Annotated in this window: 18 protein-coding genes and 1 tRNA gene; 15 read left to right on the top strand and 4 right to left on the bottom strand. The window is 69.3% G+C overall.

What is annotated here, in order from left to right:
• Positions 1 to 33: 33 nt before the first annotated feature.
• Positions 34 to 432: a hypothetical protein gene (locus tag BIU95_RS13160; protein ID WP_017888631.1), complete on the bottom strand. Its 399-nt coding sequence runs from the start codon at positions 430 to 432 to the stop codon at positions 34 to 36.
• 169 nt (positions 433 to 601) lie between these two features.
• Between BIU95_RS13160 and BIU95_RS13155 the strand changes: the two genes are divergently transcribed.
• From BIU95_RS13155 to BIU95_RS13145, 3 genes are read left to right on the top strand one after another with little or no spacing between them, the layout of a single operon-like run.
• On the top strand, positions 602 to 1,051 hold the full coding sequence (locus tag BIU95_RS13155) for a MaoC family dehydratase N-terminal domain-containing protein (protein ID WP_082047026.1): 450 nt from the start codon (positions 602 to 604) through the stop codon (positions 1,049 to 1,051).
• Positions 1,048 to 1,473 (top strand): MaoC/PaaZ C-terminal domain-containing protein, encoded by a 426-nt coding sequence (locus BIU95_RS13150; protein ID WP_042541105.1) that lies wholly within the window; start codon positions 1,048 to 1,050, stop codon positions 1,471 to 1,473. The genes BIU95_RS13155 and BIU95_RS13150 overlap by 4 nt, the downstream gene beginning before the upstream one ends.
• A gap of 2 nt (positions 1,474 to 1,475) precedes the next feature.
• Positions 1,476 to 2,504, top strand: a complete 1,029-nt coding sequence (locus BIU95_RS13145; RefSeq protein ID WP_083389377.1) for a UDP-N-acetylmuramate dehydrogenase — start codon at positions 1,476 to 1,478, stop codon at positions 2,502 to 2,504.
• A 103-nt stretch (positions 2,505 to 2,607) separates the two neighbouring features.
• On the opposite strand, the gene BIU95_RS13140 is transcribed toward BIU95_RS13145, so the two are convergent.
• Complete coding sequence (locus BIU95_RS13140; RefSeq protein ID WP_071251883.1) at positions 2,608 to 3,834, bottom strand: pyridoxal phosphate-dependent aminotransferase; 1,227 nt, start codon at positions 3,832 to 3,834, stop codon at positions 2,608 to 2,610.
• Positions 3,835 to 3,986: 152 nt separating this feature from the next.
• On the opposite strand from BIU95_RS13140, the gene BIU95_RS13135 reads away from it, so the two are divergent.
• The 6 genes from BIU95_RS13135 to BIU95_RS13110 all read left to right on the top strand — a co-directional run bounded on the left by BIU95_RS13135 (position 3,987) and on the right by BIU95_RS13110 (position 7,609).
• A tRNA-Trp gene (locus tag BIU95_RS13135) sits at positions 3,987 to 4,059 on the top strand.
• Between the two features lie 20 nt (positions 4,060 to 4,079).
• Positions 4,080 to 4,358, top strand: coding sequence for a preprotein translocase subunit SecE (gene secE, locus BIU95_RS13130; protein WP_031260502.1), 279 nt, complete (start codon positions 4,080 to 4,082; stop codon positions 4,356 to 4,358).
• A 134-nt stretch (positions 4,359 to 4,492) separates the two neighbouring features.
• Complete coding sequence (gene nusG / locus BIU95_RS13125; protein WP_017888637.1) at positions 4,493 to 5,545, top strand: transcription termination/antitermination protein NusG; 1,053 nt, start codon at positions 4,493 to 4,495, stop codon at positions 5,543 to 5,545.
• A gap of 158 nt (positions 5,546 to 5,703) precedes the next feature.
• Positions 5,704 to 6,135: a 50S ribosomal protein L11 gene (gene rplK, locus BIU95_RS13120; RefSeq protein ID WP_017888638.1), complete on the top strand. Its 432-nt coding sequence runs from the start codon at positions 5,704 to 5,706 to the stop codon at positions 6,133 to 6,135.
• Between the two features lie 90 nt (positions 6,136 to 6,225).
• The gene (gene rplA / locus BIU95_RS13115) at positions 6,226 to 6,915 is read left to right on the top strand and encodes a 50S ribosomal protein L1 (protein ID WP_017888639.1); all 690 of its coding nucleotides are present in this window, start codon (positions 6,226 to 6,228) and stop codon (positions 6,913 to 6,915) included.
• An 85-nt stretch (positions 6,916 to 7,000) separates the two neighbouring features.
• Positions 7,001 to 7,609, top strand: coding sequence for a Pr6Pr family membrane protein (locus BIU95_RS13110; RefSeq protein WP_139179796.1), 609 nt, complete (start codon positions 7,001 to 7,003; stop codon positions 7,607 to 7,609).
• A gap of 35 nt (positions 7,610 to 7,644) precedes the next feature.
• Here BIU95_RS13110 and BIU95_RS13105 read toward each other — a convergent pair whose 3' ends face one another.
• Together BIU95_RS13105 and BIU95_RS13100 are read right to left on the bottom strand one after the other, a co-directional pair.
• Positions 7,645 to 8,223, bottom strand: a complete 579-nt coding sequence (locus BIU95_RS13105) for a YqaJ viral recombinase family protein (RefSeq protein ID WP_040420149.1) — start codon at positions 8,221 to 8,223, stop codon at positions 7,645 to 7,647.
• A 173-nt stretch (positions 8,224 to 8,396) separates the two neighbouring features.
• Entirely contained in the window at positions 8,397 to 9,608 is a 1,212-nt protein-coding gene (locus BIU95_RS13100) for an ROK family protein (protein ID WP_017888642.1), read from the bottom strand.
• A gap of 143 nt (positions 9,609 to 9,751) precedes the next feature.
• Between BIU95_RS13100 and BIU95_RS13095 the strand changes: the two genes are divergently transcribed.
• The 6 genes from BIU95_RS13095 to BIU95_RS13070 all read left to right on the top strand — a co-directional run bounded on the left by BIU95_RS13095 (position 9,752) and on the right by BIU95_RS13070 (position 16,143).
• Positions 9,752 to 10,498: a sugar phosphate isomerase/epimerase gene (locus BIU95_RS13095; protein ID WP_071251882.1), complete on the top strand. Its 747-nt coding sequence runs from the start codon at positions 9,752 to 9,754 to the stop codon at positions 10,496 to 10,498.
• Complete coding sequence (locus BIU95_RS13090; protein WP_071251881.1) at positions 10,495 to 11,646, top strand: Gfo/Idh/MocA family protein; 1,152 nt, start codon at positions 10,495 to 10,497, stop codon at positions 11,644 to 11,646. Before BIU95_RS13095 ends, BIU95_RS13090 begins: the two co-directional genes overlap by 4 nt.
• Positions 11,647 to 11,759: 113 nt before the next feature.
• Entirely contained in the window at positions 11,760 to 13,061 is a 1,302-nt protein-coding gene (locus tag BIU95_RS13085) for a sugar ABC transporter substrate-binding protein (RefSeq protein WP_042541086.1), read from the top strand.
• A 178-nt stretch (positions 13,062 to 13,239) separates the two neighbouring features.
• Positions 13,240 to 14,235, top strand: a complete 996-nt coding sequence (locus tag BIU95_RS13080) for a carbohydrate ABC transporter permease (RefSeq protein ID WP_017888646.1) — start codon at positions 13,240 to 13,242, stop codon at positions 14,233 to 14,235.
• Entirely contained in the window at positions 14,228 to 15,067 is an 840-nt protein-coding gene (locus BIU95_RS13075; RefSeq protein ID WP_071251880.1) for a carbohydrate ABC transporter permease, read from the top strand. Before BIU95_RS13080 ends, BIU95_RS13075 begins: the two co-directional genes overlap by 8 nt.
• A gap of 131 nt (positions 15,068 to 15,198) precedes the next feature.
• Positions 15,199 to 16,143, top strand: a complete 945-nt coding sequence (locus BIU95_RS13070) for a hypothetical protein (RefSeq protein ID WP_071251879.1) — start codon at positions 15,199 to 15,201, stop codon at positions 16,141 to 16,143.
• The last annotated feature ends 52 nt before the right edge of the window (positions 16,144 to 16,195 follow it).

Genomic DNA, 16,195 nt, shown 5'->3' with positions numbered 1-16,195 from the left:
ACGGTCCGCCGGGCGGCCACGTGCTGCAGCCCGCTACCGGGTGCGGTGGGAGCCGGTGTCGGTCCGCGTCGCGAGCACCCCGGCGGTGCGGAACGCGTCCTCGACGGCGGCGGTGACCTCGTGCCAGGCGGCCCGACGCCGGTTCGCTCCGATGCTGCCGCCGGACACGGCCGTGCCGTGCCCGGCCCGGCGCAGCGAGATCGTCGTGGTGGCACCGTCCACGACGGTGGACAGCTCGTACCGGCGGTACTCCCGGGCCGGCTGCACGAGCGCGCCGAGCAGGATGGTGAGCGCCCGGCTGCCTGCCGTCGCGGTCATCGTGCCACCGGTCGACTCGACGTGGTGACCGGTGCGGCGCAGCGCGGCGGCGGCGACCTCCATGGCGGTGCACCGGTCGCCCGTGTGCACGGCGAACTCCGTCGTGGTGTCCATCGGCCCTCCCCGTCCCGAACGAACGCGTGCCGAACGGCACGCACCGATTCCCCCGAATCGGTCTCAGACAGTCTAACTGATGCGTTCTCATGGACGACAGTGCGGCCCGAGCGCCAGACGGACCCGCCCGGACGGACCCGCCCGCACGGGCCTTCAGTAGACTGCCGTGGTGTCAGTGAACCCCGAGCTCGTCGGCAGGACGTTCCCGCCGGCCCAGCCCTACCTGGTCGGCCGCGAGAAGGTGCGCGAGTTCTCTCGTGCGGTGTTCGCGACCAACCCCGTCCACCACGATCCGGACGCCGCCCGCGCCGCCGGGTACGCCGACGTGGTCGCACCCCCGACGTTCGCCGTCGTCGTGCAGGAAGCCACGCTCGCGCAGCTCCTGAACGAGCCCGACGCCGGCATCGACTTCTCCCGCGTGGTCCACGGCGAGCAGTCCTTCACCTACGACCGTCCGATCGTCGCCGGTGACGAGCTCACCGCGACCCTGACGGTGACCAGCGTGAAGACCCTCGGCGGCAACGCGATGGTCACGGCCCAGAGCACCATGAACGACGCCGAGGGGGAGCACGTCGTCACGGCGACCTCCACCCTCGTGGTCCGAGGAGACGACGCATGACCGCCGCACCCGCCACCGCGCTCGAGGTCGGCACCGTCGTCGCCGAACGTGCCGTGCACCTCACCCGTGATTCGCTTGTCCGGTACGCCGGCGCCTCGGGCGACTTCAACCCGATCCACTACCGCGACGACGTCGCCGCCTCGGTCGGTCTGCCCGGCGTCCTCGCCCACGGCATGCTCACCATGGGGATCGCCGTGCAGCCGGTGGCCGAGTGGCTCGGCGACCGCGGCTGGGTCGCGGGCTACGGCGTCCGTTTCACGCGCCCCGTCGTCGTCGACCCGGAGCAGGGTGCCACGGTCGGCATCGTCGCGAAGGTCGGCACCGTCGACGAGGACGGCCGTCCGAAGCGCATCGACCTCACCGTGACCGCCGCCGGGCAGACCGTGCTCGGCAAGGCGCAGGTCACGGTGGTGTTCCACTGACCGTGTCCGAGCCGGTGCTGGCCGACCTGACGACGCTCCGCGTCGGCGGGCCCGCCACCCGGCTGCTGACGGCGACGACGACCGACGAGCTCGTCGCCCACGCGACCGGCGCCTTCGACGACCACGAGTGGCTCGTCCTCGGCGGCGGCAGCAACCTGCTGGTCGCCGACCAGGGCTTCGACGGCACCGTCGTGCTGGTCCGCACGACGGGCGTCGACGCGGACCGCGACGCCGACGGCGTCACCGTCCGCGTCGCCGCCGGTGAACCGTGGGACCCGTTCGTCGCCACGACGGTCGCGAACGGCTGGACCGGCCTGGAGGCCCTCAGCGGCATCCCGGGCACGGTCGGTGCGTCCCCCGTGCAGAACATCGGCGCCTACGGGGTCGAACTCGCCGACGTGCTCACCCGCGTCGAGTTCCTGGATGCGGCCACGGGGGAGCGCGCGTGGGTCCCGGCAGCCGAGCTGGCGCTCGGCTACCGCACGTCGACCCTCAAGCACGGTCGGCGCGGTGTCGTGCTGACGGTGGAGTTCCGGTTCGGACTCGCGGGGGAGCACGGCGTGCCCGTGCAGTACGCGCAGCTCGCCGGTTCGCTCGGTGTCGACCTCGGCGCGCTCGTGCCGCCCACGACCGTCCGCGACGAGGTCCTGCGGCTGCGCGGTTCCAAGGGCATGGTGCTCGACGGGGACGACCACGACACCTGGAGCGCCGGATCGTTCTTCACGAACCCGATCGTCTCGCCCGCGTTCGCCGAGACCCTGCCAGCTGATGCTCCGCGCTGGCCCGCGGGCGACGGCGTCAAGCTCAGTGCGGCCTGGCTCATCGAGCACGCCGGCGTCCACCGGGGGTACGCGGTGCCGGGTTCGCGCGCGGCGATCTCGTCGAAGCACACCCTCGCACTGACGAACCGCGGCGGGGCGACGGCCGCGCAGGTGGCCGAGCTCGCCCGGTACGTGCAGGTGAGCGTCCTGAACCGCTTCGGTGTCTCGCTCGTCCCGGAACCTGTGGTGGTGGGGGACCTGCTCGGCTGAGCGTCCGCGCGACGGGACCGACGAGCACGACGCTCCACGCGCCTCCCGGAACGGGAAGAACGGGCCACCTCGACGAGGTGGCCCGTTCCGTGTCCGGCAGTGTCTACGCGAAGAACTCCGCCAGTCGGGCGACGCCCTCGGCGATGTCCTCGTCGCCCAGCGCGTACGACAGACGCAGGTAGCCGGACGGACCGAAGGCCTCACCGGGGACGACCGCGACCTCGGCGTGCTCGAGGATCAGGTCCGCCAGCTCGAGCGTGGTCGTCGGGGTGGCGCCGGCCCATTCGCGGCCGAGCAGTTCGGTGACGTCCGGGTAGACGTAGAAGGCACCCTGCGGGGTCGGCGTCCGGAACCCCGGGATCGCGTTGAGGCCGTCCACGATCGACCGACGTCGACGATCGAAGGCCTCGCGCATCGCGGCGACGGGTTCCTGGGGACCGGTCAGCGCGGCGATGGCGGCGCGCTGCGACACGTTCGAGACGTTGGACGACAGGTGCGACTGCAGGTTGGAAGCGGCCTTGACGGCGTCGGTCGGGCCGATGAACCACCCGACGCGCCAGCCCGTCATGGCGTAGGTCTTCGCGACGCCGTTCACCAGGATCGTGGTGTCGGCGAGGGCGGGGACCTCGGCCAGGATGCCGGCGAAGCGGACGCCGTCGTACACCAGGTCCTGGTATATCTCGTCGCTGATGACCCAGATGCCGTGCTCGAGCGCCCACTCGCCGATCGCCCGGGTCTGCTCGGCCGAGTACACCGCGCCGGTGGGGTTCGACGGCGAGCAGAACAGCAGTGCCTTGGTCTTCGGGGTGCGGGCTGCCTCGAGCTGCTCGACGGTCACCAGGTAGTCCTGGTCGCTGCCGGCGAAGACCTCGACCGGCTCGCCACCGGCCAGGCGGATGGCCTCGGGGTAGGTGGTCCAGTACGGCGCGGGCAGCAGGACCTCGTCACCGGCGTCGACGATGGTCTGGAACGCCTGGTAGACCGCCTGCTTGCCGCCGTTCGTCACGATGACCTGCGACGGCTCGACCGTGACGCCGGACACCCGGGCGGTCTTGTCGGCGATGGCCTGCTTCAGTTCGGGCAGGCCGGTGGCGGGGGTGTAGCGGTGGTTCTTCGGGTCCTGCGCCGCGGCGACGGCGGCATCGACGACGTGCTGCGGGGTCGCGAAGTCGGGCTCGCCGGCGGCGAACGAGATCACCGGGCGCCCGGCGGCCTTGAGCGCCTTGGCCTTGGCATCGACCTTGAGCGTCGCGGACTCGGCGATGGCGGCGATGCGGGACGCGATGCGCGGGCGATCGGCCGACGCGGTGGCGAGGGTGTCGGGGGACACGTGGGCGGTGGACTCGGGGCCTGGGGCTGCGGTGCTCACGGGGCTCAGCCTACCGGCGCGGCACGCCGTGGAAGGGGTCAAGTGGACACCGTGTGACGGACTCCCGTAGACTCGTCCACCGGAACGCGGATCGGTGACGAGCCGTGTTGCGAAGGGCGGTGGCTCAATTGGTAGAGCAGCGGTCTCCAAAACCGCAGGTTGCAGGTTCGAGTCCTGTCCGCCCTGCAACTCTGGAAGGGTAGAAGTTGGCGAGCAAAGACATGGAGACGACGGCGGACGACGTCGTCGCCCAGGCGAAGCAGGACCGGGCCGAGCGCCGCGGGCCCATCGCTGCCATCGTGCTCTTCATCCGTCAGGTGATCGGCGAATTGCGCAAGGTCGTGACGCCGACCCGCAAGGAACTGTTCAGCTACACGGGCGTCGTGCTCGTGTTCGTCGTCGTCATGATGATCCTGGTGTCGATCCTCGACTTCGTGTTCGGTCTCGGCGTCGGGTACGTCTTCGGCAACGGGCCCACGGCCTGACCCCGACGTCGGTTGCCGTGCGCAGCCGTTCCGAGGAGTACGGTCGCCCGAGACGGCGTCGATCGTGACGGCGTCGATCGTGACCATGACCGACCGCCAACCCGACCCGAACCACCGAACGGAAAGAATCGACTGTGTCTGACAACTCCCGCGATGACATCGACCTCGCGACGGCTGCCGAGCAGTCCTCCGAGGTCGAGGAGAACCAGGAAGGCGACGTCGAGACCGGCGAAGGACGCTCCGTCGAGTCCGCTGAAGAGCGTGCGATCTCGATCGAGGGCGACGACGACGAGTCGCTCGGCCTCAGCTCCGAGCCCGACGACGGCACCGTCGACGCCGGCCTCGACGAAGCGCTGACGGCTCTGCAGGAGTCCCGCGACCCCGAAGCCGACGCCGTCGTGGACGACGCCCTCGAGATCGACTCCGCCGACGAAGCCGAGGCCGCCGTCGAGGCCGTCGAGGACGAGGAAGAAGTCGAGCTCGAATCCGAGACCGCCGCCGAGGCCAACGAGACGCTCGCTGCCGACGAGGCACTCGACGCCGAGGACGAGGACGACGAGCCCGCCGAGGTCGACCCGTACGAGGCCTTCAAGGCCGAGCTGCGGATGAAGCCGGGCAAGTGGTACGTCATCCACTCCTACGCGGGCTTCGAGCGCCGCGTGAAGTCGAACATCGAGAACCGCATGGTCTCGATGTCGATGGAGGACTACATCTACCAGGTCGAGGTCCCGATGGAGGACGTCGTCGAGATCAAGAACGGGCAGCGCAAGCTGGTCACCCGCGTCCGGATCCCCTCGTACGTGCTCGTCCGCATGGACCTCAACGAGGACTCGTGGTCGGTCGTCCGCCACACCCCGGGTGTCACCGGCTTCGTCGGCAACGCCCACAACCCGACCCCGCTCCGCTTCGACGAGGCGTTCGGGATGCTCAAGTCCCTGGTGCAGGTGGCCGAGGCCGCCCCGACCAAGGGTGGCGCGAAGGGCAGCGGCTCGCTGCAGGCACAGCCCGCAGCCGAGGTCGACTTCGAGATCGGCGAGACGATCACGATCAAGGAAGGCTCGTTCGCGGGTCTTCCGGGTTCGATCTCCGAGATCAAGCCGGAGAGCGGCAAGCTCACCGTCCTCGTCTCGCTGTTCGAGCGCGAGACCCCGGTCGAGCTCAGCTTCGACCAGGTCACCAAGCTCTAGCGATCACCACGCTGTAGCGATCACCGAGATCGACTACACTGAACGGGTTTGGGCCCGCGCGCCTCGTGCGAGCGGGCCTTCACCGCTGTCCGGAACGGCCGGACCAGCGGGAGAGTGCACGGATCCCCGTGTGTTCGATTCCAGGAGGAAGACAAGTCATGGCACCGAAGAAGAAGGTCACGGGCCTGATCAAGCTGCAGATCAACGCGGGAGCCGCCAACCCGGCACCCCCGATCGGTCCGGCGCTCGGTCAGCACGGCGTCAACATCATGGAGTTCTGCAAGGCGTACAACGCGGCGACCGAGTCGCAGCGTGGCAACGTCGTGCCGGTCGAGATCACCGTCTACGAGGACCGTTCGTTCACGTTCGTCCTGAAGACCCCGCCGGCCGCCGAGCTCATCAAGAAGGCTGCTGGTGTGCAGAAGGGGTCCTCGACCCCGCACACGGTCAAGGTCGCGAAGATCTCGATGGACCAGGTCCGTCAGATCGCCGAGACCAAGCAGGCCGACCTGAACGCCAACGACATCGAGCAGGCCGCGAAGATCATCGCCGGCACCGCACGCTCGATGGGCATCACGGTCGAGGCCTAAGCACCGATCGGGCCCCGGCCCACCACCAGACACCTTTCCGTGGGAGAGCCTCGCCGGCTCGCCAACCACGTATCTCGCAAGGAGACCACCATGGCGAAGAAGTCCAAGGCCTACCAGGCCGCGGCCGCGAAGATCGAGGCCGACAAGTTCTACACCCCGACCGAGGCCGTCGCCCTGGCCAAGGAGACCGGTTCCTCGAAGACCGACTCCACGGTCGAGGTCGCGCTCAAGCTCGGCGTCGACCCCCGCAAGGCCGACCAGATGGTCCGCGGCACGGTCATCCTGCCGCACGGCACGGGCAAGACCGCCCGCGTCATCGTCTTCGCGACGGGCGCGGCTGCTGAGGCCGCCATCGCCGCCGGCGCCGACGAGGTCGGTGGCGACGAGCTCATCGCGAAGGTCGCCGAGGGCTACACCTCGTTCGACTCCGCCGTCTCGACCCCGGAGCTCATGGGCAAGGTCGGTCGTCTCGGCAAGGTGCTCGGCCCGCGTGGCCTCATGCCCAACCCGAAGACCGGCACCGTGACCCCGAACGTCGCGCAGGCAGTCAACGACATCAAGGGCGGCAAGATCGAGTTCCGCGTCGACAAGCACGCCAACGTGCACTTCGTCGTCGGCAAGGCCTCGTTCACGCCGGAGCAGCTCGACGAGAACATCTCGACCGCGCTCGAGGAGATCAACCGCCTCAAGCCGTCGTCCTCGAAGGGCCGTTACGTCATGAAGGGCGCCGTCTCGACGACCTTCGGTCCCGGCATCCCGCTGGACGTCAACAGCATCTGAGTCCACTGACTCGTGGAAGGACCCGCACCGGCAACGGTGCGGGTCCTTTCCGCATGTGGGGCGCGTGTCCCGATAACGTGGTGTGGTGCGCACCCTCGTGAACTCGCTCCGGCTGATCGCCGTCATCGCCATCGTCGTCGCGGTCGTCGCGCAGTGGCTCGAGAGCGCGAAGTCCCCGACCTACTCGTTCTGGAACTTCTTCGGCTACTTCACGATCCAGTCGAACCTGATCATCGCCGTGGCCCTCGCGGTGACGCTCGTCGCCGCGGCACGTCGCAAGCGGGCGGACCTCGCCGTCTCGGTGCTCCGCGGTGCCGCCACGGTGTACATCGCGACGACGGGCATCGTCTACAACACGCTGCTCACGGGCGCGAACGTGTCGGCCTCGGTGCCGTGGTCGAACGACATCGTGCACAAGATCATCCCGGTGTACGCGGTGCTCGACTGGCTGCTGTTCTCGGACCGAGCACGGCTGCTGCTCCGGCACGTGTGGTGGTTCCTGCTCTACCCGGCGGTCTGGACCACCGTGGTGCTCGTCCGCGGTGCGACCGACGGGTGGGTGCCGTACCCGTTCCTCGACCCCGCGCAGGGCTACGGTGTCGTCGCGATCTACGTCGTCGGGATCGCGGTGTCGATCACCTTGCTCGGGATCCTGGTCGTGGGGATGAGCCGGTTGCGGCTGGTGAAGGTCTAGCTGGTGACGGTCCAGCAGACGGTCCAGCTGACGGTCTAGGAGCGGAAGCCGCGCAGTTTGTCGAGCACCAGGTCGGCGAGCTGCACCAGCCCCCGGATCTGGTCGTCGTCGCGGTCGACCCAGCGGCACTCGGGTTCGTCGGCCACCGGGACGAACCCGTCGTGGCGTTCCCAGACGAACAGGGTGCGGTCGGCGCCGAGCACGTACTGCTGCCACCAGATCTGCCGCAGGTAGTGCCGGGGGATGCTCCGCCAGCCCTTGCCGGTGGTCTTGATCTCGGCGAGCACCACACGGGACGACTCGTCGACCCCGACGCCGTCCGGGGTGGCGAGGTGCGCGCGGTTCGCGGCGGCGTGGAACAGGTGCGCCGAGGGCTGGATGCCGTGGGTGGCAGCCACCCAGGCGGCGATGACCGGTTCGCGGTCCTTCCCGTGCTCGGTGAACGCGTTGCCGGAGAACCGGGAGCCGTAGCGTTTCTCGGTGACGACGGCCTCGACGGCGCGCAGGGAGGCGAGCCGGGCGACGTCGGTGGCGGTGATGCCCATGGCGCGGGCGCGGAGCCACGCGACGCGGTCCGAGGAGTGCGCGACGATGCGCTCGGTGTGGCCGCGCAGGGCGGTGAACGCGTCACGCGCGGCCGGGACCGGCGTACCGGGGGCGGGATACGCCTCCAGACCGGGGTCCAGGTCGCCCCACAGGGTGGGCTGCACGATCGTCACCCCATGATTGTCCCCCCGACCACCGGCAGGACCGAAACCGACGCGCTCACGCGGCGGGCGGGTGTGCGTCAGGAGGCCAGTTCGCGGCCCTCGGCGAAGGCGACGAGCTCGTCGACCCCGGCGGGGGAGAGGGCGTAGCCGATGGCGAGGGCCGCGGCACCCTGCAGCGCTGCGAGGGAGCCCGCACGGGACTGCACGATGACGAGGTGCTCGCTGGCGAGGGGCATCGAGCGGGAGTAGACGACCTCGCGGACGCCGGCGAGCAGGTGCTCACCCGCCTGCGTGATCGATCCGCCGAGCGCGATGACGGACGGGTTGATGAGCGAGATGCACGTCGCCAGCACTTCGCCGATGTCACGGCCCGCCTGCCGGACGGCGTAGATCGCGTCGAGGTCCGATCGGTTCACCAGGTCGATGACGTCGGCTCCGGTGTGCACGTCGTGCCCCTTCGCGCGGAGGGCCCGGGCGATGGCCGGACCGGAGGCGACGGCCTCGAGGCAGCCGGTGTTGCCGCAGTGGCACGGGACGTCGCCCGCCCGCGAGACGCGCACGTGCCCGATGTCCCCGGCGGTGCCCTGGGCGCCGCGCTGCAGCCGGCCCTCGGACACGATGCCGGAACCGATGCCGGTGGCGACCTTCACGAACAGCAGGTGGTCGATGTCCGGCCAGCCGTGCTCCCGTTCGCCGAGCGCGGCGATGTTCACGTCGTTGTCGAGCAGGACGTGGGCGGCGATGTGCTGGCGGAGCCACGAGGGCACGTCGAAGCCGTCCCAGCCGGGCATGATCGGCGGGTTGGCCGGTCGTCCGGTGGAGAACTCGACGGGTCCGGGGACGCCGATGCCGATCGCGATGACGTCCTGTCGGTTGCGCCCGACCTCGGCGAGCAGGTCGTCGATCGTCTCGACGAGCCACGACAGCGTCGGCACCGGGCCGGCCGCGATGTCGATCCGGGCATCACGGGTGGCGAGCGGTGCCGCGACCAGGTCGGTGACGGCGACGCGGCCGTGCGACGCACCGAGGTCGGCGGCGATGACGAGCCGGGCGCGGGGCTTCAGCGCCACCTGGGCGGGCGGACGGCCGCCGGTGGAGACGGCGGTGTCGACGGCACCGACGAGTCCGATGTCGATCAGGGAGTCGAGGCGCACGCCGATGGTGGAGCGTGCGAGTCCTGTCAGTGCGGCGAGCTCGGCCCTGGTGCGCGGCACGCCGTCGCGGAGGATCTGGAAGAGCTCGCTCGTCCCGACCGGAGGCGACGCTGCCGTCCGGTTCAAGTCGACCATGTGGGGAGTGAAGCACACATCGTTCGCGCCACGCAATGAAGTCCGTCGACATTCCTTCGACTTCTGCTTGACCGCCGACAAAAGTGCTCGTAGTGTGACGATCGGTCACTGACGACCGCACCATCTCGACGAGGAGAACCCTGGTGACCCAACCGCTCTCGGTCCAGCTCTACACGGTCCGCGATGCCCTCAGCGCCGATCTGCCCGGCACCCTGCAGCGCATCGCCGACATCGGCTACACGAACGTCGAGGCCTTCGGCTTCGTCGACGACGCCGACGAACTCGCCGCCGCCCTGCGGAGCGCAGGCCTCGCCGCCCCGAGCGGCCACGCCCGGCTGCTCGACGCCGGCGAGCAGGACCTCGAGCGCATCTTCCACGCGTCCACCACCCTCGGGTTCGGGACGCTCATCGACCCGCACATCGACGAGGCCCGCTGGACCACCCGCGAGGACGTCGAGGCGATCGCCCGCGAACTCAGCGCGCTCGCCCCGCGGGCGGCCGACCACGGTCTGGTGCTCGGCTACCACAACCACGCGTTCGAGTTCTCGAACCGCATCGACGGCGTCAGCGCCTACGAGGTCTTCGCCGACGCCCTGTCCGACGACGTCGTGCTCGAGCTCGACACCTACTGGGTGCAGGTCGGCGGGGACGACCCGGTCGCGGTCATCGGCAAGTACGGCGACAAGGTCCGGTTCCTGCACGTCAAGGACGGCGACGGCTCGCACGACGACAAGCAGCAGGTCGCCGTCGGCAACGGCATCATGCCGATCCGCGACATCATCGCCGCCGCACCCGACGCCCTGCACGTCGTCGAGCTCGACGACCACGACGGTGACGTCTTCCAGGCCGTCGCCGACTCCTACACGTTCCTCGAGGGGGCCCGCGCATGACCGACACCACGACCGCCGCTGCGACGGCGACCGACAGCACGCTGCGCACCGGCCCGGTCGGCGTCGGCGTCATCGGCGCCGGGGTCATCTCGGACCAGTACCTGTCGAACCTCACGGTCTTCCCCGACGTGACGGTCCGCTTCATCGCCGACATCGACCTGCCGCGCGCTGCCGCCCAGGCCGAGAAGTGGGGCGTCCCCGGCTCGGGCACCGTCGAGGAGCTCCTGGCCGACGACGACATCGAGATCGTCGTGAACCTGACGATCCCGGCTGCCCACGTCGAGGTCGCGCTGCAGGCCCTGGCCGCAGGCAAGCACGTCTGGGGCGAGAAGCCCTACGCCCTCGACCGTGCCAGCGCCGCGGAGCTCCGTGACGCTGCGGTCGCCGCGGGCAAGACGGTCAGCGTCGCCCCGGACACGTTCCTCGGCGCCGGCCTGCAGACCGCGCTCCGCACCATCCGCGATGGCCGCATCGGCACGCCGCTCAACGGCCTGACGCTGTTCCAGAGCCCCGGACCCGAGTCGTGGCACCCGAGCCCCGAGTTCCTCTTCGCGTACGGCGCCGGTCCGCTGTTCGACATCGGCCCGTACTACATCACCACCCTCGTCCAGGCGTTCGGACCGGTGAAGAAGGTCACGGCGACGGCGTCAAAGTCCCGCGCCACCCGCACCATCGGCTCCGGACCGAAGGCTGGCACCGAGTTCCCGGTGGACGTCCCGACGAACCACTCCGCGCTCATCGAGTTCGAGAACGGCGGGAGCGCGCAGAGCGTCTTCTCGTTCGAGTCCGACCGGGGCCGGACCGGCTTCGTCGAGATCGCGGGGGAGACCGGCACCGTCGTGTTCCCCGACCCGAACAACTTCGACGGCGACACCGAGCTGTACCGGCTCGGTGCCGAGGAGCCCGAGACGATCCCCGCGGTCGGCTCCACCTCCTCGCGCGGCACCGGCGTGGTCGACCTGGCCCGCTCGCTGCGGGCCGGCGAGACGAACCGCGTCCCCGGCGCGCTCGCCTTCCACGTCCTCGACGTGATGGTCTCCATCGCCGAGGCAGCAGAACGTGGCGAGGCGGTGCTCGTCGAGAGCACCGTGTCGCCCTCCCCGACCCTCCCCGAGGGCTGGGACCCCGCGGAACGCACCCTGGCCTGACCGCCGGGGCGCTGCCCGCAACCCACAGCAGCACCCGACCAGCACCATCCGCAGCACCAGCTCCACCTCTGCACCATCCCTGCACCATCTCAACGACGAGAAAGTAGAGAGTCATGCGCACTGCCATCCGCGCACTGGCCATCACCGCGGCCGCCGCACTCACCGTGACCGGCCTCGCAGCCTGCTCCTCCGGATCGTCCGGCGACGCCGGCGACTCCAAGACGCTCACCTACTGGGCGTCCAACCAGGGCACGTCCCTGCAGAACGACAAGGAGGTGCTGACCCCCGTCCTCGAGAAGTTCACCAAGGAGACCGGGATCAAGGTCGACCTCCAGGTCATCGGCTGGAACGACCTGCAGAACAAGATCCAGACCGCCGTCAGCTCGGGCCAGGGCCCGGACGTCGTCAACATCGGCAACACCTGGGCGACCTCGCTCCAGGCCACCGGCGCCTTCCAGGAGTTCGGTGACGCCGAGATGAAGGCGATCGGCGGCGCGGACAAGTTCGGCAAGGTCGCCCTGTCCACCGGTGGCGCGCCCGACAAGACGGTCACGAGCGTCCCGCTCTACGGCCTCGCCTACGGCCTGTACTACAACAAGAAGATGCTGTCCGACGCCGGCATCACCCCGCCCACCACGTGGGAGGAGATGGTCTCGGACGCCGAGAAGCTGACCAAGGGTGACACCTACGGCTTCAGCCTCGCAGGCGGTTCGTACACCGAGAACTCGCACTTCGCGTTCATCAACTCGGCGCAGAACGGTGGCGAGTGGTTCGACAAGGACGGCAAGCCGACCTTCACCTCGAAGGCCAACGTCGACGGCATCAAGCGGTACCTCGACCTCATGCAGGACTCGAAGGTCGCCAACCCGTCGAACGCGCAGTACGACAACGCGACGCAGTCCACCACGGACTTCGCGAAGAAGAAGGCCGCGTTCATCCTCAACCAGAACAACGCGAACGCGACCATCGAGTCGCTCGGCATGAAGTCGTCCGAGTACGGCGTCGTGGCCCTGCCCGCCCCGAGCGGTGGCGAGCAGATCGCCTCGTTCCCCGCTGGCATCAACCTGTCGGTCTTCAAGAACACGAAGAACAAGGACGGCGCGCTCGAGTTCGTCAAGTACATGACGAGCATGGACACGCAGACGACGCTGGACAAGCCGTACTCGGCCCTGCCGGTGCTCGCCAAGGCTGCTGACTCCGTCACGGACGAGCAGACGAAGACGTTCCTCGACATCTACAACAACAAGGCGAAGCCGCTCCCGCTGGTGCCCGCCGAGGACCAGTTCGAGTCCACGGTCGGCAAGGCGATGAACGACATGTTCGCCAAGATCGCGACCGGTTCCAAGGTCTCCGAGGCCGACATCAAGTCGGCTCTGCAGACCGCCCAGGACCAGGTGTCCCAGGCCGCCGGTTGATCCACCCTGGAGGCCCGGGTCGCGTCCGCAGGACGCGCCCGGGCCTCCAGCCCCTGACGCTCCAGAGCCGACCACCCGTCGGCCGTGAGGCACACGCCCCACGCATCCCGCGCCTCCCGGCTGCCACGGCACGCGCGGACCGCACCTGCACGCCCCTCCTGCCGAAAGGCCCCACCAGATGTCCACGACGGTCCTGCCCGACTCGGAGCGCATCGACCTGACGCACACGAAGGCCCCGACGATGTCGGGCCGTCCGCCAGGTCGCAAGCGCAAGACCCACTGGCTGCCCTACGCGCTCGTCGCGCCGGCCATCCTGTTCGAGCTGCTCATCCACATCGTCCCGATGCTCACCGGCATCTGGATCTCGTTCATCCAGCTCACCAAGTACTTCATCGCGAACTGGGGCGCCGCGCCCTTCGCCGGGTTCCGGAACTACCAGGTCGTGGTCGACTTCGACCAGGCGATCGGCCGCGGGGTCCTCAACTCGTTCCTCATCACGTGTGCCTTCACGGTCCTCGTGGTCGGGCTCTCCTGGACGTTCGGCATGGCCGCAGCCGTCGCGCTGCAGAAGCCGTTCGCCGGACGCGGGCTGTTCCGCACCCTGTTCCTCGTGCCGTACGCGCTGCCGATGTACGCCGGCGTCATCACCTGGAAGTTCATGTTCCAGCGGGACTCGGGGGCACTGAACCACCTGCTGGTCGACCAGCTCGGACTGTTCGGTGGCAACGCCCCGTTCTGGCTCATCGGCAACAACGCCTTCGTCGCGGTCGTCGTCGTGGCCATCTGGAAGACCTGGCCGTTCGCGTTCCTGATGCTGATGGCCGGCCTGCAGTCCGTGCCGAACGACGTGTACGAGGCCGCCTCGGTCGACGGCGCGAAGCCGTTCCGCCAGTGGCGCTCGATCACGCTGCCGATGGTCCGTCCGGTCAACGTGACGCTCGTGCTCGTGATGTTCCTGTGGACGTTCAACGACTTCAACACCCCGTTCGTGCTGTTCGGCTCGACCGCGCAGCCACCGGCCGCGGACCTGCTGAGCTTCCACATCTACAACGCGTCGTTCATCACCTGGAACTTCGGTTCCGGCGCCGCGATGAGCGTCCTGCTCCTGCTCTTCCTGCTCGTCGTCACCGGCATCTACCTCGCCGTGACCAACCGGAGGTCCGTCCGTGCGTGAGACAACTGGCGCCAAGTCCTTCAAGATCATCACACTGGTCGTCCTGACGCTGTTCACGGTCGTGCCGCTCTACGTGATGATCACCACGGCCATCAAGCCCCTCGGCGACGTGCAGGACAACTTCACGTGGATCCCGTCGCGGATCACCTTCCAGCCGTTCATCGACATGTGGTCGACGGTGCCGCTCGGTCGGTACTTCATCAACTCGCTCGTCGTGTGCACGGTGGCGACGGTGTTCTCGCTGATCATCGCGACGTTCGCCGCCTACGGTGTCTCGCGCTGGAACTTCAAGGGCAAGAGCACCTTCACCACCGCGGTGCTCTCCACGCAGATGTTCCCCGGCGTGCTGTTCCTGCTGCCGCTGTTCCTGATCTTCACGAACCTCGGCAACACCCTGGGGATCCAGCTCGTCGGGTCGTGGCTCGGGCTGATCCTCACGTACCTGACGTTCACGCTCCCGTTCTCGATCTGGATGCTCGCCGGGTACTTCGAGACCATCCCGCGCGAGCTCGACGAGGCCGCGATGGTCGACGGTTCGGGTCCGATGGGTGCCCTGTTCCGGGTCATCCTGCCGTCGGCCCGTCCGGGTCTGGTGGCGGTCGGGATCTACTCGTTCATGACGGCCTGGGGTGAGGTCCTCTTCGCCTCGGTCATGACGAACGGGCTCGGTTCGACCCTGGCGGTCGGTCTGCAGCAGTACTCGACGCAGACGAACGTGTACTGGAACCAGGTCATGGCGGCGTCGCTCGTCGTGTCGATCCCGGTCGTGGCCGCGTTCCTCGTGGTCCAGCGCCAGTTCGTGGCCGGCCTGACCGCGGGCGCCGTGAAGTAGGCGGAGCCCCTTTCCGCAAGACACCGGTGTTCACGCTCGACACCCCCGCATCACGCGGTGCGCAGCGTGAACACCGGTGTTCTGTCGTTCCCCACCGACCCCGACCACCCGACGACCGACAGGATGGAAGCATGAGCGACGAAACCCGGGGGCGGCAGCTGCTGCCCGGACAGACCAGCCGCGTGCACGTGTACGACGTCCGGTCACGGACCGCGCGGCTCGTGTTCGAGTCGGCAACGGTGCTCGTCGAGGCGCCGAACGTCCTGGACGCCGACACCCTGGTGCTGAACGGTGACGGCGACCTCTGGCTGCTGCGGTTGCCGTCGGCCGACAGCGGCACCGTGCTCGACGAGACCGCGCTCGTGCCGGTGCCGATGGACGGCGTCGACGAGATCAACAACGACCACGTGCTCGAGCCGTCCGGCACCTCGATCGTGGTGAGCGCCCGCGACGGCGAGCTGTACCGGGTCCCGTTGCCGGACGGCGGCCCCGCGACCCGGATCACCGACGTCGCCGCGGCCCTGCCGACCAAGCGGAAGTTCTACCTGCACGGCATCGCCCCGGGCGGCAGCGCGCTCGCCGCGATCGTGGGTGAGCTGTCCGAGGACGGCGTCTGGACGACCGACGTCGCGATGGTCGACCCCGCGACCGGTGAGCCGACGTTCGTCACGCGGGACGAGCACGCCGACGACGGCTGCACGATCACCGCCGACGGCACGCTGCTCTGGAACACCGAGCGCTTCACACCGGGGACCGCGCAGCTCGCGTCACTCCGGCCCGGCGCCGACGACCCCGTGCGGATCACGAACGACGAGCGGGTGAACTGGTTCCCGCACCTGTCGCCCGACGGCGCACACCTGCTGTCCCTGTCGTACGAGCCCGGCGTGCAGGGCCACCCGGCCGACCACCGCGTCGAGCTCCGGCTGCTGCCCGGCTCGCTCGTCCGCGGCGCCCGGATCGCCGTGCAGCCGGAGACCCTGGTGGCGCTCGACGGCGGGCAGGGGACGGTCAACGTGCCGCCGTGGGCGCCGGACTCGACGTGGTTCGCGTACTGCGACTACCCGGTGGCGCGGTAGCGGGAGCGCCGGGGGGATCGGCGGCGTCCTCACGCGCTGAGCGACAGTCCAC

Origin of the sequence: Curtobacterium sp. MCBA15_007 (assembly GCF_001864905.1) — a bacterium.
Classification (GTDB): domain Bacteria; phylum Actinomycetota; class Actinomycetes; order Actinomycetales; family Microbacteriaceae; genus Curtobacterium; species Curtobacterium poinsettiae.
Note: the sequence above shows the minus strand (reverse complement) of the source record. Positions and strands in the feature narration are given on the sequence as shown.